This is a genomic window from Frankia sp. CeTa3Moorea (assembly GCF_978021225.1).
This window is the reverse complement of sequence record NZ_CDXDOR010000074.1, coordinates 1-20,200: the sequence shown is the minus strand read 5'-3', so window position 1 is coordinate 20,200 and position 20,200 is coordinate 1. Positions and strand designations below refer to the sequence as shown.

18 protein-coding genes are annotated in these 20,200 nt (G+C 71.3%); 12 read left to right on the top strand and 6 right to left on the bottom strand.

The genetic code is table 11. The features are described from left to right. Positions 1-305 precede the first annotated feature (305 nt). Positions 306-1,340, bottom strand: coding sequence for an NAD-dependent epimerase/dehydratase family protein (locus tag AC08OV_RS14395; RefSeq protein ID WP_476614049.1), 1,035 nt, complete (start codon positions 1,338-1,340; stop codon positions 306-308). Between the two features lie 160 nt (positions 1,341-1,500). Between AC08OV_RS14395 and AC08OV_RS14390 the strand changes: the two genes are divergently transcribed. The 3 genes from AC08OV_RS14390 to AC08OV_RS14380 all read left to right on the top strand — a co-directional run bounded on the left by AC08OV_RS14390 (position 1,501) and on the right by AC08OV_RS14380 (position 3,718). Next, positions 1,501-2,265 (top strand): NeuD/PglB/VioB family sugar acetyltransferase, encoded by a 765-nt coding sequence (locus AC08OV_RS14390; protein ID WP_476614050.1) that lies wholly within the window; start codon positions 1,501-1,503, stop codon positions 2,263-2,265. Between the two features lie 84 nt (positions 2,266-2,349). After that, on the top strand, positions 2,350-3,105 hold the full coding sequence (locus AC08OV_RS14385; RefSeq protein WP_476614051.1) for a tyrosine-protein phosphatase: 756 nt from the start codon (positions 2,350-2,352) through the stop codon (positions 3,103-3,105). Positions 3,106-3,190: 85 nt separating this feature from the next. Beyond that, complete coding sequence (locus tag AC08OV_RS14380; protein ID WP_476614052.1) at positions 3,191-3,718, top strand: lytic transglycosylase domain-containing protein; 528 nt, start codon at positions 3,191-3,193, stop codon at positions 3,716-3,718. Positions 3,719-3,768: 50 nt separating this feature from the next. On the opposite strand, the gene AC08OV_RS14375 is transcribed toward AC08OV_RS14380, so the two are convergent. Then, positions 3,769-3,975 (bottom strand): RNA-binding S4 domain-containing protein, encoded by a 207-nt coding sequence (locus tag AC08OV_RS14375; protein WP_173645788.1) that lies wholly within the window; start codon positions 3,973-3,975, stop codon positions 3,769-3,771. Between the two features lie 259 nt (positions 3,976-4,234). Between AC08OV_RS14375 and AC08OV_RS14370 the strand changes: the two genes are divergently transcribed. The 7 genes from AC08OV_RS14370 to AC08OV_RS14340 all read left to right on the top strand — a co-directional run bounded on the left by AC08OV_RS14370 (position 4,235) and on the right by AC08OV_RS14340 (position 12,952). Then, on the top strand, positions 4,235-5,794 hold the full coding sequence (locus tag AC08OV_RS14370; RefSeq protein WP_476614053.1) for a PucR family transcriptional regulator: 1,560 nt from the start codon (positions 4,235-4,237) through the stop codon (positions 5,792-5,794). A gap of 216 nt (positions 5,795-6,010) precedes the next feature. After that, positions 6,011-7,042, top strand: a complete 1,032-nt coding sequence (locus AC08OV_RS14365) for an ACP S-malonyltransferase (protein WP_476614054.1) — start codon at positions 6,011-6,013, stop codon at positions 7,040-7,042. After that, the gene (locus AC08OV_RS14360; RefSeq protein WP_476592807.1) at positions 7,039-7,986 is read left to right on the top strand and encodes a beta-ketoacyl-ACP synthase 3; all 948 of its coding nucleotides are present in this window, start codon (positions 7,039-7,041) and stop codon (positions 7,984-7,986) included. Before AC08OV_RS14365 ends, AC08OV_RS14360 begins: the two co-directional genes overlap by 4 nt. A gap of 187 nt (positions 7,987-8,173) precedes the next feature. After that, positions 8,174-8,422 (top strand): acyl carrier protein, encoded by a 249-nt coding sequence (locus AC08OV_RS14355; protein ID WP_011437861.1) that lies wholly within the window; start codon positions 8,174-8,176, stop codon positions 8,420-8,422. Beyond that, the gene (gene fabF / locus AC08OV_RS14350) at positions 8,419-9,645 is read left to right on the top strand and encodes a beta-ketoacyl-ACP synthase II (RefSeq protein WP_476619776.1); all 1,227 of its coding nucleotides are present in this window, start codon (positions 8,419-8,421) and stop codon (positions 9,643-9,645) included. Before AC08OV_RS14355 ends, fabF begins: the two co-directional genes overlap by 4 nt. Before the next feature lie 225 nt (positions 9,646-9,870). Next, on the top strand, positions 9,871-11,280 hold the full coding sequence (locus AC08OV_RS14345) for an acyl-CoA carboxylase subunit beta (RefSeq protein ID WP_476614926.1): 1,410 nt from the start codon (positions 9,871-9,873) through the stop codon (positions 11,278-11,280). 349 nt (positions 11,281-11,629) lie between these two features. Then, entirely contained in the window at positions 11,630-12,952 is a 1,323-nt protein-coding gene (locus AC08OV_RS14340) for an MFS transporter (RefSeq protein WP_476614927.1), read from the top strand. Here AC08OV_RS14340 and AC08OV_RS14335 read toward each other — a convergent pair. After that, entirely contained in the window at positions 12,912-15,314 is a 2,403-nt protein-coding gene (locus AC08OV_RS14335) for an AAA family ATPase (RefSeq protein WP_476614928.1), read from the bottom strand. The two genes, AC08OV_RS14340 and AC08OV_RS14335, sit on opposite strands and share 41 nt — an antisense overlap. Before the next feature lie 2 nt (positions 15,315-15,316). Next, entirely contained in the window at positions 15,317-16,036 is a 720-nt protein-coding gene (locus tag AC08OV_RS14330) for a hypothetical protein (RefSeq protein ID WP_476614929.1), read from the bottom strand. 504 nt (positions 16,037-16,540) lie between these two features. On the opposite strand from AC08OV_RS14330, the gene AC08OV_RS14325 reads away from it, so the two are divergent. Next, positions 16,541-16,963 (top strand): hypothetical protein, encoded by a 423-nt coding sequence (locus tag AC08OV_RS14325; RefSeq protein ID WP_476614930.1) that lies wholly within the window; start codon positions 16,541-16,543, stop codon positions 16,961-16,963. On the opposite strand, the gene AC08OV_RS14320 is transcribed toward AC08OV_RS14325, so the two are convergent. Together AC08OV_RS14320 and moaA are read right to left on the bottom strand one after the other, a co-directional pair. Beyond that, the gene (locus tag AC08OV_RS14320) at positions 16,927-18,090 is read right to left on the bottom strand and encodes an NTP transferase domain-containing protein (protein ID WP_476614931.1); all 1,164 of its coding nucleotides are present in this window, start codon (positions 18,088-18,090) and stop codon (positions 16,927-16,929) included. The two genes, AC08OV_RS14325 and AC08OV_RS14320, sit on opposite strands and share 37 nt — an antisense overlap. Then, the gene (moaA, locus tag AC08OV_RS14315) at positions 18,087-19,073 is read right to left on the bottom strand and encodes a GTP 3',8-cyclase MoaA (protein ID WP_476619775.1); all 987 of its coding nucleotides are present in this window, start codon (positions 19,071-19,073) and stop codon (positions 18,087-18,089) included. Before moaA ends, AC08OV_RS14320 begins: the two co-directional genes overlap by 4 nt. A 284-nt stretch (positions 19,074-19,357) precedes the next feature. On the opposite strand from moaA, the gene ppgK reads away from it, so the two are divergent. Continuing rightward, complete coding sequence (gene ppgK, locus AC08OV_RS14310) at positions 19,358-20,194, top strand: polyphosphate--glucose phosphotransferase (protein ID WP_476619774.1); 837 nt, start codon at positions 19,358-19,360, stop codon at positions 20,192-20,194. Positions 20,195-20,200 lie beyond the last annotated feature (6 nt).

Here is a 20,200-nt window from a genome sequence, read left to right as displayed (position 1 = left end):
GCCGGCGCGGACCGGCCCGGGGACGGTACGGACCGACCCGTGGACGGGGCCGCGACCGCAGGCGGACCCCTGGCCGCCGCGGACGTGACCGGGCGGATTCCCATCCAGCCCACGGCGTCCAACCGTCGACCGCACCCGGCCCGGTAACCTGTTCGGGAAGGTCAAAAAGTCGTGAGTGCCGACGATGACAAGCGGATCGTTACAGCGATCCACATCACGGCGTGCCGTCACCGCGTGCCGTCACCGCGTGCCGTCACTGCCGCCCCGCACGGGGGCCGCACTCGCCGGTGCACGGGCCCCAGCCGTCACGGGAGGACGGCTGGGGCCGGTGCCCGGTCCGCCCCCAGCCGGTCGGCGTACCAGGCCACGGTTGCCGTCAACGCGGTGGTGAGATCCGCCCCGGGCGCGTCCGGGAACAGCGAACGCATCGTCGTCGTGTCCGCCGGGGAGTCCCGGATCTCCCCGGGCCGGGGCGCGGCGTGCTCGACGACCAGCCGCCGGCCGAGAATCCCCTCCAGCCGGGCGATCAGGGCGAGCAGGTCGGTACGGGTCCCGGACCCGATGTCGACCGGGTGTGGATGGGTCAGCCGGCGGCACACCGCATCGCACAGCATCCCGGTGACCAGCTCGACGGGGATGAAATCGCGCGTCTGCCGGCCGTCCCCGTGCACCGTCAGCGGCCGGCCGGCCAACGCAGCCTCGATAAAGGTCGGCACCACGGCCGCGTACGCGTGCCCGGCGGACTGGTACGGGCCGAACACGTCGAACAGTCTGACCGTGAGCACCGGCAGACCGAAACTGGCCTGGTAGGACAGCGCATATCCCTCGGCGGCGAGCTTCGAGGCCGCGAAGGGACTGCGCGGAAGGCACGGGGTGCCCGCCGACCGCGGCAGCGGGCCCGCGCCATCGGCGGCCGACCGGTCATCGGCCGCCGGTTGAACACCGGCCGCCGGCTGAGCACCAGCGGCCGATTGATCACCATAGACCGATGAGGAGGACACGACGACGACGTGCGTCTCGGCCCGGTGGGCGACGCCGAGCACCGTCAGGGTGCCGGTCGCGTTCACCGCGTGGGTGGCCATCGGGTCGAGCAACGACCGTTCGACCGACGGCCGGGCAGCCAGGTGCACGATGCTCGACGCTCCGGTGCACGCCTGTTCGACCAGCGTCCGGTCGGTCACGCTGCCGACGACGAGCTCGGCCGGCAGCCCGGCGAGATTCGACAGCGCCCCGGTGCTCAGATCGTCGATCACGACGACCTCCGCGCCCGCCGCGAGGAGCGCTCTGGTCAGGTGGGCCCCGATGAAGCCGGCCCCACCCGTCACGACTACCTTCACCATTCATCACCCTTCGAGATTATGATGATACGAATAGTAGTATGATCGGCCGCCTGCGCCAGTCATCTCTTCACGAAGAGCGACACCACGCCATCCAGAAGGTCCAATCGACTACTCTGAGTGTCAGATTGAACTCGTCTAGATCGGGGGCTACGGTCGCCGCGTGCCCGCTCACCTGCGCTCGCTGGTCATCGTGGGCGCGGGAGGGCACGGCCGGGAACTGCTCGATCTGGTGGAGGCGGTCAACGCGGCCACCGAGGGTCCCCGCTACGACGTCCTCGGCTTCGTCGATGACGACCGCGTGGACCCGGATCCACTCGCCCGGCGCGGAGCCGCGCTCCTCGGTGGACTCGACCTGCTCGATCGGCTCGACGCCGACTACCTGATCGGCTTCGCCGACGCGGCCACCCGGTCCCGCGTCGACCGGTACGCCAGCGCCCGCGGCCGGCGACCCGCGACCCTCGTCCACCCCCGGGCCAGCGTCGGAGGTGACGTGAAGCTCGGGCCGGGTACCGTCGTCTGTGCTCTCGCCAGCATCACCACCAACGTCGAAACCGGTCGGCACGTAGTGGTGAACATCGGCGCCAGCGTGGCGCACGACTGCCGCCTGGGCGACTACGTCACGGTCGCGCCGGGGGCCCGGCTCTCCGGTGCGGTGGCCGTCGGCGCGCGGGCGTGGATCGGCGCGCAGGCGAGCATCGTCGGCCTGCGCAGCATCGGCGACGGAGCGGTTGTGGGAGCCGGGTCCGTCGTCACCGACGACATCCGGGCCGCGCAGGTCGTCGCCGGGGTGCCCGCCCGGCCGATCCACATCGCACCCGAGCACGCCGCACCCGAGCACGCCGCACCCGAGTCGGGTGGGGCACACACGACGGCGAGGCTCGCCAGCCCTCCGCCCAGTCAGCGGGACGCCCCACCGTGTGGCTGATCCGCACCCCTGACCCGGCTGCACCCCTGACCCGGCTGCGCCCAACGGGCCCGGCGGCACCACCTCGGGCTCTACGATCAGCGTGTGGAGCGATGGTTCAACATGTCGGGTTGCGACAACGCGCGAGATCTGGGTGGGCTGCCTACCCTGGACGGTGCAACCACCCGATGGGGGGTATTCCTGCGCACCGACTCCGTCCAGGCCCTGACGGGCGGTGACGTGCTCACGCTGCGGGAGACATTCGGGCTACGCATGGTCATCGACCTACGGGCCAAGGAGGAGGCGGAGCGGGAGGGCCGCGGGCCGCTCGCCTACGAACCGGTCGCTTACCACAATCTGTCCTTTCTCCCCGGTGAATGGGTGATGCCGGACGACCCGCGCTACCCTGCCATCGTCAAGGACCGCGACTCAGCCGACCGAATCGAGCACTACCTGGACTACCTGCGCCTGGCCGGGGACTCGGTGGCCAGGGCGCTGCACCTGCTGGCCCAGCCGACGGCGGGCCCGGCCCTGTTCCACTGCGCGGCGGGAAAGGACCGTACCGGCGTGCTCGCTGCTCTGCTCCTCAGTCTCGTCGGCGTGCACCCCGAGGCGATCATCACCGACTACGTCCAGACAAACGAGCGCATCGACCGGGTCAACGCCCGCCTGGCCGACCGACCGTCCTATAACCACTCGGTGACCTCGCTCACCTCGGGCCAGCTGGCCTGCCGGCCCGAGGTCATGCGGGGCTTTCTGGCCGGTGTCGACACCGGTTGGGGCGGTCCCGCGGCCTGGGCTCGGCACACCGGTCTCACCGAGACCGACCTGCGGTCCCTGCGCACGGCCCTGGTTGGATAGCTTCGCGTGGACGAAGACCCTCGGGACGTGGCATGACGACGTGGGCAACGGGACACCCCCGATCCCGGGGACGGACAATGTGCGGATGATCAATGGGGCGCCCGCACGTTCTACCCTGGCCGCGTTCATCGTCATCACCCTGATGAGCGGCTGTGGCGTACTGCGGTACCCCCACCTCGACGTGCCCGACGACCTGGTCCCGGTCTTCCGGTCCGCGGCGGCGACCTACGGTGTCCTGACCGCCGCGCAGCTCGCGGCGCAGGCCCGGGTGGAGAGCAAGTTCGACGCGCAGGCGGTCTCGCGCGCCGGCGCCCGGGGCATCATGCAGTTCCTCCCCACCACCTGGGCCGAATTCGGGATCGACGGCAACCACGACGGGATCACCGACCCACTCGACCCGCTCGACGCCATCCCGTCCGCGGCCTTCTACGAGGCCCGGCTCGCCCAGGAGGTCGGGTATCTACCCGGCGACCGGGTCTCGCTGATCCTGGCCGCCTACAACGCCGGCCCGGGCGCCGTGCGAACCGCCGGGGGCATCCCCGACTTCCAGGAGACCAGGGCCTACGTGGCGAAGGTCCACGGCTGGGCGGACACCTACTCCGACCGGCTCTGACGCCCGGTGACCGGCAGACGCCCGGTGACCGGCGGAGTCGTGGCGATGGCTCATAGGACCCGGAGTGCCTCGCCGGCCACGGCAACCTCGTCCCCCGGCGCGAGCTGCCGGCCCCGCCGGGTCTCGACCTCCCCGTTGACCCGCACCATCCCGCCCGCGAGCAGCTCCTTCACCTCGGACCCGGCCTCGACCACATCCGCGAGCTTGAGGAACTGCCCCAGCCGTATCCCGTCTCCACGAATGCTCACCTCGCGCATACCCGCAGCATCCCGCATCGCCTCCGCTCCCGCCCTGCTCCCGCTCCTGTGGCCTTTCCCGCCTCGGCACCATCCCCCGTTCGGTGAATTCCACGCCCGGGACCAGGCCCGAGCGACCGGGGTATCCCGAACCACCCATCGGAGCCACCTGCCGGGACCGGCAATGCGCCGAGACCAGCGACATGCCGGGACCGGCAATGCGCCGAGACCAGCGACGTGCCGGGACCAGCAATACACAGGGGTGCGGGACGGCTGAGGCATGCTGACGGGCGTGGCAGCCTCCTCCTCGGATTCCTCCTCGGATTTCTCCTCGGACGCAGCGACCGGGACAGCCCGCCTTGAACCGGGGACACCCCCCGTCCCCACACCGACATCCGAGACCGAGCCGAGCCCCGAAACCGGGCCGGTGCCGGAGCAAGCCGTCGACTACCCGGAGCCGCGTATCCCTGATCTGGGCAACCCGTGGTCGGCCGGCGGGGCCAGCCCCAGACCCGACGGCGACCAAGCCCGACCCGCATCGACCGGGAGCACACCCGGCGGAGAAAGCACCAGCGAGGTGATCCGCCGGGTGGAACGGTCGAGCGGGATGCTCGCCTCCCGGGCGGCGGCCCGGATGGCGGAGGCGCTGCCCTGGTTCCCGGCCATGTCGGCGAGTCACCGCGCCGGAATTCAGCTCGTGGTGCAGGCCGGCATCTCGTCGTTCGTGGAGTGGTGCCGGCGGCCCGAACACGCCCGGGATCTGTCCGAGGACGTCTTCCGGGTCGCCCCGCGGGAACTCGTCCGCGCCGTGACCTTCCGCCGGCTCGTCGATCTGGTCCGGGTCGCGGTGGAGGCGATCGAGGCCGAGGTGCCGAACCTGGCCGGCCCGGAGCACGAGCAACGGCTGCTCGCCGATGTCCTGCGCTACTCCCGTGACATCGCGTTCGCCGGCGCGGTCGTCTACGCCCGCGCCGCCGAGGAACGCGGTGCCTGGGACGCCCGGCTGGAGGCGCTGGTCGTCGACCACGTGGTCCGGGGCGAGGTCGACCGGGCACTGCCGTCACGGGCGGCCGCGGTGGGCTGGCGTAACCCGCCGTCCGTCACCGTCATCGTCGGCACGGCCGGGAGCAACTCGCCGGAGGTGGTGGTCGACGAGGCGCACCGGCTCGCCCGCATGGCCCAACTGGAGGTTCTCGCCGGGGTCCACCATGATCGCCTGGTGATGGTGGTCGGCGGGAATTTCACTGCCGGCAGGGACGGCATCGGCCGTCCCGAGATGACCCTCCAGCCGGAGAACAGCGTCGAACCTCCCCCCACCGCGGGTACCCGCCCGGCCGGCGGCACCGCGCCGGTGAACACCGTCCTCGACGCGGCCCGGGCACTGCTTCCCGCCTGCGGGCCGGGCCCGGTGGTGATCGGCCCGGTGGTCGGTGACCTGACCGGGGCACCGCACGCGGCGCGGGTCGCCCTCGCCGCCACGGACGTGGTCACCGCCTGGCCGGCCGCGCCCCGGCCGGTCATGGCCCGCGCCCTGCTCCCGGAACTCGCCCTCGCGGGGAACGTTGACGCCCGGCGGGCGCTCATCGACGAGGTGTACGTCCCGCTGCGCGACGCCGGTACCCCGCTACTGGAGACCGCCGGGGCCTATCTCGACTTCGGCTCGTCGCTGGAGGCGACGGCCCGGGCGCTGTATCTCCACACCAACACGGTCCGCTACCGACTCCGTAAGGCCGCCGAGGTGTGCGGGCTGGATCCGGCGGACCACCGCGAACGCTTCATCCTGCATATTGCGCTCGTTCTGGGACGCCTCGACGGTGTGTTACCTACAGGAAAAACATGATCGTTCAAGTCCTCCCACGCCCCTCTCACCCCCGCGCGAGAATGGTCACATCGAACTACTTTGCAGGTCCGTCATGCCATTCCAGGCCGATGTCGGCGTCGCGCAGTAACGTCCGATCCAAACAGATCGGTTTGTAGGACACCTACAACAGCCGGTCGACACATCGGTGAGTAGCCGCCAGCGACAACCAGTCCTCGTGAGGGGTTAAGTGAACAGGTGCTCGCGATCCTCGCGCCCGGCCAGGGTGCACAGACCCCCGGACAGCTCCGCGCCTGGCGCGGTCTCGCGGGGGCGGAGGAACGGCTGCGCTGGTGGTCCGCCGCAGCCGGGATCGACCTGCTCGAAGCCGGGTGCGAGGCGCCCGCCGAGACAATCCGGGATACGGCGATCGCCCAGCCGTTGATCGTCGCGAGCGGGCTGATCGCGGCCGAACAGCTCGGGCTGCCGGTCACCTCCCCAGTCGGATCGGACACCCTGGTGCTGGCCGGTCACAGCGTCGGCGAGATCACCGCCACAGCCCTCACCGGTACCCTCACCGCCGAGGAGGCCCTCGTCCTGGTGGCCCTGCGGGGACGCGCGATGGCCGAGGCATCCGCCCGGGTCGAGACCGGCATGACGGCGCTGCTCGGCGGTGATCCCGAGGCGGTGGCCGCCCGGTTGAGCGAACTCGGCCTGACCGCCGCCAACCGCAACGGTGCCGGGCAGATCGTCGCCGCCGGCACCGCCCACGACCTCGCCCGGCTCGCCGCGGAGCCGCCCGCGGGTGTCCGGCTGCGTCCCCTGTCCGTCGCCGGCGCCTTTCACACCCGGCACATGTCCTCCGCGCGCGACGCGCTGGCCGCGGTCGCGGGCGGCATCCGGCCCGGGGTGCCGCGGGCCGCCGCGCTGTCCAACGCCGACGGGGCGATCGTCACCGACCCGGCCGAGCTGATCAGCCGGCTGGTGGCCCAGGTCGCGGCGCCGGTCCGGTGGGACCTGTGTCTCGCGACGCTGCGCGATCTCGGGGTCGGTGCGGTCGTCGAACTCCCCCCGGCCGGTGCTCTCGCCGGGCTCGCCCGCCGGGAACTGCCCGGTGTCACGATCCACGCGGTGAAGAGCCCCGACGACCTGCCCGCGGCCCGCGAGCTGGTCGCCGAGTACCTCGGCGACCAGCTCCTGAGCGCGAGCCCGGCGAGCCCGGCGGGCTCGGCCCCCGGAACTCCACCGGGCTCGACGACGGACGACGCCCTGGTGGGAGCGCGGGCATGACCGAGCTGACCGGTGCCCGCATGCTCGGCCTCGGCGTCTACCGCCCGGCCCGGGTGGTGACCAACGACGAGATCGCCCAGCGGGTCGATACCTCCGACGCCTGGATCCAGGCCCGTACCGGCATCGCCAGCCGGCGCATCGCCGACGACGAGGAGACCATCGTCGCGATGGGCGCCGCGGCCGCGGAGAAGGCGCTCGCCGCCGCCGGCCTCACCGCCGACTCGATCGATCTGGTGATCGGGGCGACCTGCACCTCTCCCTCCCAGATCCCGGGTGCCGGTCCGCAGATCGCCCATCGCATCGGGGCCGGCCGGGCCGGGGCGTTCGACATCAACGGCGCCTGCGCCGGTTTCAGCTACGCGGTGTCGACGGCCGCCGGCATGGTGCGCGCCGGCACCCTGCGCAACGTGCTCGTGGTGGCCACCGAAAGGCTGTCGGACTACACCGACTGGGACGATCGCAGCACCTGCATCCTGCTCGCCGACGGTGCCGGAGCAGCCGTGGTCGGCCCGGCGGAGACGAACGAGATCGGCCCCGCGGTCTGGGGGCACGATGGGTCCCGGCCCGAGACGATCCAGGTCCCCGGCTACGGCGACAACGTCTTCCGCATGGAGGGCCAAGCGGTGTTCCGCTGGGCGATCTCCCTGGTCCCGGTCCTCCGCCAGATCTGCGAGCAAGCCGGCGTGGCACCCGAGGACCTCGCGGGTATCGTTCCGCACCAGGCTAACCTGCGGGTCGTCGAAGCGTTGGTGACGGGTATCGGCGCCACGAACGCCGCCGTTGCCCGCGATGTGGTCGACGCCGGCAACACCTCCGCCGCAAGCATTCCGCTGGGACTCAGCCGGTTGCTGGAAAGCGGCGAGATCCGCCGGGGAGACCCGGTGCTGCTGTTCGGCTTCGGTGCCGGCCTGACCTACTGCGGGCAGCTCGTACGCTGCCCCTGACAACCTCGACCAACCCTCGACCAACCCTCGACGCCGCGACCGTCCCGCACCGCACTGCGGCGAGGCGTCCGATGACCACCAGCCCGACCGCGCCCCTGATCCAGGCGCCCGCGCTTCCGCGCTGGTACGCGGCAGCCCCGCGCACCACCCGCCACCGACCGACAACATCCCATCAGGAGGAACAATCATGTCCCAAGCTGACATCCTCGCCGGTCTCGCCGTCATCCTCGAAGAGGTCGCCGGTGTCGACCCGGCCGACGTGACGGCCGACAAGACCTTCATCGACGACTTGGACGTGGACTCGCTGTCCATGGTCGAGGTGGTCGTCGCCGCGGAGGAGAAGTTCGGGGTGAAGATCCCGGACGACGACGTGAAGACCCTCAAGACCGTCGGTGACGCGGTTTCCTACATTCAGCGGGCAGGTGTCGCGGCGTGACCACGACCCCCAGGCAGGTCGTCGTCACCGGCCTCGGGGCTACCACTCCCCTCGGTGGCGATGTCGCCTCGACGTGGGAGGGTCTGCTCTCGGGCCGCTCCGGCGTCCGGCGTCTCACCGAGGACTGGGTCGAGCAGCTCCCGGTCCAGATCGCCGCGCCGCTGGCGGTGGAGCCGCCGCTGGGTCGAGTCGAGGCTCGTACCCTCGACCGCAGCCAGCAGCTGGCTCTGACCGCCGCGCGTGAGGCGTGGGCTGACGCGGGCTCACCCGAGGTCGACCAGGAGCGCCTCGCCGCGTGTGTGGCCTCGGGGATCGGGGGCGTGCTCACCCTGCTCCACCAGCATGACGTGATCCGGGAGAAGGGCCCCCGGCGGGTGTCCCCGCACCTGGTGCCGATGCTCATGCCGAACGGCCCGGCCAGCACCGTGGGCCTGGCGTTCGGCGCGAAGGCGGGGGTGCACGCCCCAGTCAGCGCGTGCGCCTCCGGGTCGGAGGCCATCGCGCTGGCGCTGGACATCATCCGGGCCGGGCGCGCCGACGTCGTGATCGCCGGCGGTAGCGAGGCGGCGATCTCGGCGCTGACCATGGCCGGCTTCGCGCAGATGCAGGCGCTGTCCCGCCGCAACGACGCACCCGAGGCCGCCTCCCGTCCGTTCGACAAGGCACGGGATGGCTTCGTGCTCGGCGAGGGCGCGGCGATCCTCATCCTCGAGTCGGCCGAGCACGCGGCCGCCCGCGGTGCCCGGGTTCACGGCACCCTGGCCGGCGCCGGCATCAGCTCGGACGCCTACCACATCGCCGCGCCGGAGCCGACCGGTGCCGGCGCGGCCCGGGCGATCCGGGCGGCGCTGCGGTCCGGCTCGTTGGAACCCCGTGACATCGTCCACGTCAACGCCCACGCCACGTCCACCCCCGCCGGTGACGCGGCGGAGGCGCTGGCGTTGCGCAGCGCCTTCGGCGACCACACTGACGAGATCGCGGTGACGTCGACCAAGTCGACCACCGGGCACCTGCTCGGTGCCGCCGGCGCGGTCGAGGCCGTGTTCAGCGTCTTGGCGCTGCGGGAACGCCTGGTTCCCGCGACGCGCAACCTCGATGCTCTCGACGACGAGATCGCGCTCGACGTCGTGCGGATCGACAACCGGACAATCGGCTCGGGCGCCGCGCTGTCGAACTCGTTCGGGTTCGGCGGTCACGACATCTGCCTGGCCTTCACCGCCTGACCAGCCGCACCACCACCCGCCGCACCACCACCCGCCGCACCACCACCACCCGATGTCACCCGCCGCGGCGCCGGCTACCCACCACCGCCGCGACACCGCCCGCCGTTCCGGCGAGCGTCATGATCGCCGGACCGAGTGCCCAGCGGAAGCCGGCGCATACCACAGGTGGTCGCGTATCGACCTCCTGCGAAGCAGTCCGACGCCGCTCAGGCAAGGAGACGCACGGTGAGTCTGTCCACGATCGACCGAGTCGACCCCCGCACGCCTCAGGCTCGGCTCGCCCGGTTTTTCGATCCAGACACCCTGTCGCTATTCGCGGTCAGCGACACGTCCGGAGTCGTTGCCGGGCAAGGGCTTGTCGACGGGAACGAAATCGTCGCCTTCGCGACCGACCCGACGGTACAGGGTGGCGCGATGGGGCGCGACGGCTGTGCCCGCATCGTTCATGCCATCGAGTCCGCCGTCCGGATGAACTGCCCGGTCGTCGGGATCTGGCACTCGGGAGGCGCCCGGCTTCAGGAGGGTGTCGCCTCGCTTGACGGAGTCGGCCGGATCTTCGCCGCCACGGTGCGGGCCTCCGGCCGGATCCCGCAGCTCTCGCTCGTGCTCGGGGCCGCCGCCGGTGGGGCCGCCTACGGGCCGGCCCTGACCGACATCGTCATCATGGGCCCGGGGGCGAAGGTGTTCGTCACCGGCCCGGACGTGGTGCGTTCGGTGACCGGTGAGGAATGCACCGCCGACAGCCTGGGTGGGCCGGACGTGCACTCCAGGCGCAGCGGCGTCGTGCACGTGACCTGCGACTCCGAGGACGAGGCCGTCGAGCGGACCCGGGCGGTCGCGGTGCTGCTGGCCGATCAGCGCGACATCGGCCCCGTCACCGGACGCGAGCTCGGGGAACTGCTGCCCGACAATCCCCGGCGGGCCTACGACGTGCGTCCGCTCGTGAAGGCGGTGCTCGACGACGAGGGCGAGGCCGTCGAGCTGCACCCGAGGTGGGCGCCGAACATCGTGACGGTGCTGGGGCGCCTCGGCGGGCGTACCGTCGGGGTGGTCGCGAACAACCCGCTGCGCCGTGGTGGATGCCTTGACGCGACCTCGGCTGAGAAGGCCTCCCGGTTCGTCCGGATGTGCGACTCCTTCGGTGTTCCGCTGGTCGTGCTCGTCGACGTGCCCGGTTACCTGCCGGGTGTGGGCCAGGAATGGGAAGGCGTGGTCCGGCGGGGAGCGAAGCTGCTCTACGCCTTCTCCGAATGCACCGTGCCGCGCGTCACCGTCGTGACCCGCAAGGCGTACGGCGGCGCGTACATCGCAATGAACGCCAGCAGCCTGGGCGCGACCGCCGTGTACGCCTGGCCGACCGCCCAGGTCGCCGTCATGGGCGCCGAGGCCGCCGTCGGCATTCTGCACCGCCGCAAGCTCGCCGAGGTCCCGGCCCAGCGCCGCCCCAGCGTCCTGGCGGAGCTGACCGAGGAGCACATCCGCACCGTCGGTGGCATCGACCGCGCCGTGGAACTCGGCGTCGTCGACGCGGTCGTCACCCCCGCCGCCACCCGGGGCGCGGTTGCCTCCGCCCTCGCCGACGCACTGACCCGTTCCCGCACCGACAAGAACGTGCACGGCAACATCCCCCTGTAACATCCGGATCCCCCCGTTAGTACTGGGATTCCAGTAGCACAAGATCCCCGGTAACACCGGATCCCCGATAACACAAGATCCCGATAACACAAGATCCCGGTAACCGGGCGGCGACCATGGCAGCCGCCCGCCACGCGCCGGCTGCAACCCGCGGACCTCGGGTCGCAGCCGGCGCTTCGCATAGCGGGCCGCGATGCGGTGAACTCCAACCGACACCCCGCCCGTATCGCCAGGGCCACTCCTGGCTATCAGAGCCACTCTGTTACTAGAACCCGCCCTGGAGGAAAATGTTTACCTGATGCGAAATAACGATCTGCCGGCCGGCGTTGCCCTCACTGGAGGTGCACGTATGACCCTGCAGATGGAGAAGGTAGCCGGTTCGGCATCGAAGGCGGCAGGTGGCACGTTCGCCGCCCTGCGGGTGCCGAACTTCCGGCTCTTCCTCGGCGGCCAGATCGTTTCGCTCTGCGGGACATGGATGCAGACCATCGCCCTCGGCTGGCTGGTCCTCTCGCTCGGCGCCTCCGGCACGGCGCTCGGCCTCGTCACCGCCGCCCAGTTCCTGCCGGTGCTGTTCTTCGGGCCCTACGGCGGTCTGCTCGCCGACCGGACGGACCGGCGCCGCCTGCTGATCTGCACACAGGTGGGTTCCGGGCTCGCCGCGCTGGCTCTGGGCATCCTCGACCTCACCGGTACGGCCCAGCTCTGGATGGTCGGGGTGGCCGCCGCGCTCATCGGCCTGTGCAACGCCGTCGACAACCCGGCCCGGCAGAGCTTTGTCCAGGAGATGGTCGGGCCGGAGCACCTTCCGAACGCGGTCACCCTGAACTCGGTCGCGATAAACGCGGCGCGCATCGTCGGCCCGGCGATCGCCGGCGTCGTCATCGTGCTCGCGGGCACCGCCGGCTGTTTCCTCATCAACGCGGCCTCCTTCGGCGCGGTCCTGTTCGCCCTGCACCGCCTGGACATCTCAGCGCTGTACGATCATCCGCCGATACACCGGGCGCCGGGGCAGCTGCGGGCCGGCTTCGCCTACGTGCGCCGCACGCCGGCGCTGCGCGTACCGTTGGTCATGATGGTGGTGATCGGCACGCTGTCCTACGAGTTCCAGGTCGTGCTGCCGCTCCTGGCCCGGGAGACCTTCGGGGGCACCGCGGCCACGTACAGCCTGATGACCTCGGCCATGGGAGCGGGCGCGGTCGTCGGCGGCCTGCTGGTCGCCCGCCGCCGCCGGATCGGGCCCCGGGCCCTGAGCCTGACCGCGATGACCTTCGGTGTCATCCTGCTGCTCGCCGCCGCCGCGCCGACGCTGCCGCTCGAGATCGCGACGATGGTGCTGCTGGGCGCGACGAGCGTCGCCTTCATCTCGACCGGGAACGCCACGGTCCAGCTCTCGGCCGACCCGGCGATGCGCGGGCGGGTGATGGCGCTGTGGTCGGTCGCGTTCCTCGGCACGACGCCGGTCGGCGGCCCGATCGCCGGCTGGGTCGCCCAGGCCTTCGGCGCGCGCGCTGGGTTGCTCCTGGCCGCGGGCGCGGCCATCGGCGCGGCGTTGTACGCCTTCGGCTCCCTTCGAACCAAGACCGTGAAGGGCAAGACCGTGAAGGGCACACGTCCGGACCCGGGTCGGCTCAGTCCGATCCGGCCGCGGGTGCCGCCTCGGCGGGGCTGACGGCCGCCCGGCCGAGGTCGGGGAGTGTGTGCAGCTCATGGGTCTGCCCACGATGAGCCTGGACCGCGTTGGAGTGATAGCTTTCGGCGACAGCAAGGAAGTCGGGCTCGTGGTAACGGCGGCCGTCGACGGTGGGACCGAGGTGCCCCTCCATAATGGCCTCCACATCCTCACCGGTGATCGTCTTGTGGGTCTCCAGCGCGTGGGTGAGGGCCAGAATCTCCCGCCGGTTCGCGGCGAGCACCTTCTCGGTACGGGCGTAGAGCTCCCGAAGTTTGCCCTCGACCTGCTCGCCGAACGGCCGGTCGGCGTCGATGGAGGCGTTACCCATCTCCTGTTCCAGCATGGACAGGCGCGAGGCCAGAGTCTCCCCCATCGCCGCCGAGGAGATGAAGTTGGCCACGAGCAGGGTCGCGCTGCGCAGGTCGCCGCCGACACCGACGGTATTGTCCCCCTCGAAGAACATCCGTTCGCCGACGAGCGAGGCGAGGGAGACCATCACCTGCACCTCGATCTCGGACTTCCACATGAACATGCGGTCCTCGACCGCGACGTGCGCCACGAACCCGCCGACGCCGCCGCGGCGTTCGATGGTGGCGAGGTCGATCACCCGCCCGCGCTGCATCCGGTAGGCGACGACGGCGTGGCACGCCTCGTGCAGGGCGATGCTGTGCCGTTCCCGGTCGATGTGCTCGTGGTCGTCGGCGAGGCCGTATTCCTTGATCACCCTGGCCCGGAGCATGTCCTGCCAGGTGATGACCTCCCGGCCGTCCTTCACCGCCTGGACCAGAGCCTCGTTGACGGTGTCCTTGATGGTCGCCCCGGTGGCCTCCGGGCTCATGATGGCCAGCCGGTCGATCTGATCCGGCGTGAGCTCGTGGCACACCTTCGACAGATAGCCCTCGAAGGTGCGGATCCGGCCCTCCTTGCTGGGATAGCCCACCTTGTACTGCCGGTCGATGCGGCCGGGGCGCAGCAGTGCCTCGTCGAGCGACTGCGGCATGTTCGTCGCCATCATGACGAGGATGCGGTACTTGGGCGGTGGCTTGGGCCGCATGCCCAACGTCCGGCGCACCACCCGGTTGAGGAAGCCCCGCGGCTTCTTCAGGCCGGACATCTCGGTGAGCAGCGCCTGCAGGGTGCCGTCGAAACCACCGCCGCCGCCCCCGCCCACCACAAACTGCTCACGGGTGATCTCCGCGCGGGCCGCCCCGCTCAGGTAGGACAGGCCGTTGCACAGGTCCCCCGGAGCGGCCTCGCCCACCGATCCGGGGGACCCCGAACGGGCGAACCACGACCGGGCGCCGGTTCCGGCCCCGCGGCCGAATCCCCCGGCGAGCTGACCCCGGCTCCCCAGCGTGTCGGCCTCGTCGAAGAAGACGATCACCCCGCCATAACGCAGGGAGAGCTTGCGCAGCTTGCGGAACAGCGATTTCACCTTGAGGATGCCGACCCCAATGAACATCGCCTGGAAGGCACCCGGGTCGACGAACACGAAGGGCTTCCCGGTCTCTCCCGCGACCGCCTCGGCGATGAGCGTCTTGCCGGTGCCCGGCGGCCCCCAGAGCAGGATGCCGCCGGGAACATGACCACCCCGGCTCTCGATCTCCTCCGGCCGTTCCAGGTAGAAAACGTTCTCCTTCACCCGGCTGACGACGTGGTCCTGCCCCCACACGTCGGCGAAACGGGTGGTGATGTCCTCGGGGAAGTAGACGTCGACGCCGCCCTTGGACAGGAACCAGAACATCACGACGAACTGGCCGACGACGAGAACCATGAGCAGGACGATCTGCAGAACCGCCGGGATGGCCTTCCAGACCGCGCCGGGGGCGTTCACCATCGCGTCGAAGACCGAGGTGTCGGCCAGGCGGGCGTAGACGAACAGGACGAGCGCGGCCCCGACGATCCACTTCAGCGCACGGCTGACCCGGTACCGGTTCCAGTCGTTGAGCCGCAGGAGCCGACGCTCGGCCTGCCCGAAGACCCGATCGGTCCAGAAGACGTAGTAGCCCGACCACCGTTCGCCCAGGAACATGTGGAGCTGGTGCACCAGTTCCACGCCCAGCAGGGCCAGGATCCACCAACTGTTCCTGGCCTGGATGCGGATCGAGTCGGCCCACGTCATCAACGGGTTGCCGGACACGTCGGCCGCCACGACGAAGACGAAGACCGCCCCGAGCAGGAGCAGGAACTTCACCCGGTCCCAGAAGGCGAGGGGACGGCGGCGTGGCTTGCCGGCGGTCGCGCTCGCCGGTTCCGCCTCCGTATCCGTGCCACCGGGGCCGGGACCGGCCGGACCGGCAGCATTCGGCTTCGGGTCCCCGCCGTCGGCGGTCCCACCTGCCTGGTCTCTCACGCCCATGGCTACTGACCTCGGTCCGTCGGCTCGATCGTGAAGGACTTGGCGACATCGCCGATCTGCTGACCATGCGTGGCGTAACACAGCGACGAACACGCGAGGATCAGCTGGTAGAGCACTCGCTGACCATTGTCGAGCAGGCTCGTCTGATCAATAGTGACCAGTCCGGCCTGGGTCTGCACCTGGTAAACGAGGTGCACCCCGTGCACACCGTCCTTCTTGTGCACAACCTCGTCCGCGAGTAGCAGGAAGTTCGGCGTCAGCCGCGCACCATAGGGATTCTGCCGCACGGCCTGCTCCTGCGCGGCCACCGCGTCGTCGACGGAGAGGACGAAGTTGCGCAGATCGTTGGTGGAGACCGCGTTGGCCTCCTCCGGGAGCAGGTGGCGAACCTGGACGAACCCCTTCGGCTGCGTTGCGTCCGGCACGAGGAGCCGGGTGTTGTCGAACCGCTGGGCCGCGTCGATGCCGACGACCCATTCCCGCGACATGAGACCGCGCAGCATCTCGGGGCTGACGTTGCGGGCGTCGATCCCGAAAAGCGCAGGCCCGGGCATCTCCTGGTGATTCCACCCGGTCGGGACGCGCACAAACGCGCCGTCCTTCTTGTTGGTTACGTATTCGTAACTCGGCGAGCCGCAGGCAGCGGCGGCGAGGAACACCGAGACGATTACGCTGAGCATCAGCAGGGTGCCAGGGGCGGACTTTCGGCGCGGACGTGTCATCCGACGTCGAGCCTCCACGGCGAACCTCCAGCTTCGCGAGGTTGAACACATGGTGCGGCGCCGGGCCATGGTCCTTTGCTTTCCTTCGAAAAGTGTGACTCAGGACGGGGTCGACATACGCAACCTTCGCTAAAAAGAGAGAAAGTACATACCCTCCGCTGTCGAATGCTCCGGGTGCCCGACGCCGCCCCGGCACACCGAACCCCGACTCGGTGACCGCAGGAGTCAAGGCGGTCACAATAAGTCATGATCCGCCTGCTGGGCAACACGAACGCCGACATCGAGGTGGACGCCGCTGCCCGGCCTCGGATCGGCCTGTGCGGCATACCCCGATCCCCCGCTGGTCGAACCAACGTCCCCGGCATGCCGCACGCCTCCTCCAGGTCGGGCCCCAGGTCGGGCCCCGGGTCGGGTGAAACACCATCCCAGGTGAGGCACCCTGGCCGCACTCGGGCGGTGCGGCCACGGTCGGGCCGAACGCGGCATCCCAGGCACACTGTCGGTATGGCGCACTATCGGCATGGTCGTAAGGTTCCCGCGCTTCGTCCCGCGCGGCGGCACCTCATCGGCGGACTGACGGTGGTCGCGGTGTTCGTCCTGGTGGGGCTGGCCGCCTGGAACCCGGTCGCGGCCCTGCCAGCGCTCGCCGCGATCATCATACTCGGCGTGATCGACTGGGTCGTCGTGACGGCCTCCCCCACCTCCGGCGACCTGCCCTCCGGACCTGCCGCCTTCGCCGGGGACGAACCTGGCTGGGAGGGCGGGATGGACACACCGACGCAGGTACTGCCGAGGCTGACCTTCGGATATGCGCGGGCGTCGGCGCGTGGCGAGGAGTACGCGGAGCCGGACCAGGACGCGGTGCACACCATGGCGATCGACATGCGCGGCTACCTCGACGAGGCGGGTCCGGGCCGGATGGGCTGAGCGGACCCGGTCCCCGCCCGCGCCAGGAGGCCGAGCACGGCCGACGTCGCCGCGCGCGCCGCCGCGGCCTCCCGCTCACCATCCGTACCCCCCTCGCCCTCGCCGGCACCCTCGCCTTCGCCATCCTCACCGTGGGCACCGCCCGCGTTCCGGCCGGCGGCCAGACCGACCAGGAACGCGGTGAGTGGCGCCGCGGGACGCGCGACCCCGTGGGCGACGTCGCGCGCGAGATCGAGGACGGCGCCCACGTCGATCCGTGCCGCGTCGAGGCCGAGCTCGGCGCAGACGTCCGACACCCACTGCGCCAGGACGTCCCGCTCCAGGAGGTTCTTGTCCAGGACGTTGCCGGCACCCGAACCGACGGCCGCGGCGGGCGGCGGGCGATGACGTCCGGCCTCCGGGGGCGGCGGGCCCACCGAAGCCCGATGCTCGGACCGCGACTGGTGATCAGGCTGCTGGTCATCGGCGGAGGTCATAGGTCCATCGTGCCGGGCCGGGCCACGCTCGCCCACCGCGGCCCAGCGGCGGGCCCGCGCCACATCCGCCGGTTCGTCGCAGTCGAGGCAGGTCCGGGCGGCCGCCTGGACCGCGGTCACCGGACGGTCGGCGAACAGGCCGCGCACCGGGCGCCCGATCGGATCCGCGGGTAGCGCCGCCCACAGCGAGGCCGTCCGCCACACCGCGGCCAGAAACTGCCGGCGGCCGTCCGGGTCGACCAGCAGCGCGGCCTGCGCCGCGGGGTCCTCGACCCCGCGGCGCAGCAGCGCGATCTCCCGGCCGGTCAGGAACGGCAGGTCGGCGGCGAGGACGGCGACGAACGGTGTGGTGATCTCGACAAGGCCGGCGGCGATCGCCGCGACCGGTCCCCCGCCGGGCGGATCCTCCCGACACCAGCGCACCCGACCAGGCGGAACCGGATCGACGGCCAGGTCGCGCCGGGGACCGACGATGACCACCCGTTCGGCGTCCGGCACCGCGGACAGCACCCGGTCGAGCAGGGTGGAACCGCCGACCAGCACCGCCGTCTTGTCCCGGCCGCCGAGCCGGCGCGCCCCACCCCCGGCCAGCACCAGGGCACTCCAACCCGCGGGGGCACCGGCATGCGACCCGGACCGGGCCACCGTCATCCGCCGATCGCGGACATCGGCCGGTCCGGCTGCCGAAAGGTCGGTTCGTCGATGCCGTGCCCCGCCTTCTTGCCCCGCACGGCCGCCCGCCACAGAGCCGCGAGCCGCTCGTCGTCCGCGCCGGCACGCATGGGGGTCCGCAGATCGCTCTCCCGCCGGGCGAACAGACAGTCACGCACCTGGCCGTCGGCGGTCAGCCGGACCCGGTCACAGGCCGCACAGAACGGCGCCGACACCGAGGCGATCACCCCCACCCGCCCAGGCCCACCGTTCACCTCGAACAGCTCGGCGGGCGCACTGCCGCGGCCTGGCAGCGGCGTGAGGGTGAACTCCGCCCGCAGGCAGGCAAGAATCTCGCCGGCCGTCACCATCGTGTCCCGACGCCACGCGTGCTGCGCGTCCAGCGGCATCTGCTCGATGAATCGCAGCTCGTAGCCCTCCCGCAGACACCAGCGCAGCAACCGGGGGGCTTCGTCGTCGTTGACGCCCCGGGCGAGGACGCTGTTGACCTTGACCGGGGTGAGCCCGCTCGCGGCGGCGGCGGACAGTCCGGCCAGCACGTCGCCGAGCCGCTCCCGGCGGGTGATCCGGACGAACCGGTCCGCGTCCAGCGTGTCCAGGGAGACGTTGATCCGGTCCAGACCGGCGGCCCGCAGCGGGCCCGCCAGGCGGGTCAGGATCAGGCCGTTCGTGGTGACGGACAGTTCGGGCCGCGGCCGCAGGGCCGCGAGCCGCGCCACCAGCTCCACCAGACCCGGACGCAGCGTGGGCTCACCGCCGGTAAGGCGGACCTCGGTCACGCCGAGCCGTCCAACCGCGACGCCGACCAGCCGGACTACCTCGTCGTCGGTCAGCATCCGCTCGCCGGGGAGCCACGCGAGCCCCTCGGCCGGCATGCAATAGGTACACCGGAGGTTGCAGCGGTCCGTCAACGACACCCGCAGGTCCGTCGCGATGCGACCATGGGTGTCAGTGAGGCTCATTCCTCCAGGGTAAGAGCCGTTCGTCTGAGTCGCGGCTCGTCCCGAGCCGGGCCACGCGGCGGCGGGCTCACCGGCGGGACGCGATCGGGACGAAGAGGCCACGACGTGGGCAGTCGGACCGTGGCCGCCCCGATCGCCTGCGAGACTACGACTCGTGCGGTCGACGGACGTCCGCGGTCGCTGGGCGGCGGTTCGGCCCACGGCACCGCAGCGGCACCGGCGGCAGGGCCGGCAGGGCCGGCAGGGCCGGCAGGGCCAGAACATCGGTAGGGGAGGGCTCGGCGATGCAGGTCTTCGGGGTTGACGTCGGCGGAAGCGGGATCAAGGGCGCTCCGGTCAACGTCGAGGACGGGTCGCTGGCCGCGCCCAGGTTCCGGCTGGCGACTCCGCAGCCGGCCGAGCCCGCCGCAGTGGCCGCGACCGTGGCGGAGGTGGTCGGCCGCTTCGGCTGGTCGGGACCGGTGGGAGCCACCCTCCCCGCAGTGGTCAAGAACGGGGTGGCGCTCACGGCGGCGAACATCGCCCCGTCCTGGATCGGCACCGACGTGGTCTCCCTGTTCGCCGAGGCGCTGAGCGGGTCGGCCGCCGCCACGGGCCCGGTGGACATCACCGTGGTGAACGACGCGGACGCGGCGGGCATCGGCGAGATGGCCTTCGGCGCCGGGCGCGACACCACCGGCCTAGTCGTCGTGACGACGTTCGGAACCGGGATCGGTACCGCGCTGTTCCTCCACGGCCAGCTCGTGCCCAACACCGAACTCGGCCACCTGGAGATCTCCGGACACGACGCGGAGACCAGGGCGTCCGATGCGGCCCGGGAACGCGAGGGCCTCTCCTGGGAGAAGTGGGCCAAGCGGGTGACCAGGTACCTCAACACCCTCGAGGCGCTGCTCTGGCCCGACCTCATCATCATCGGTGGTGGGGTGAGCAAGAGAGCGGACAAATACCTCGACCAGCTCGAGGTGCGTACCCGAGTGGTCCCCGCGCAGCTCCAGAACGAGGCGGGCATTGTCGGCGCCGCCATCTCCGGCCTGGTCGACCAGAACCGGCCCCGACCGGCTGCCCGGCCCGCCCGCCGCCGAGGTCCCGCGACCCGCCCCCCGGGCGGCAGGCGACCATAATCCACC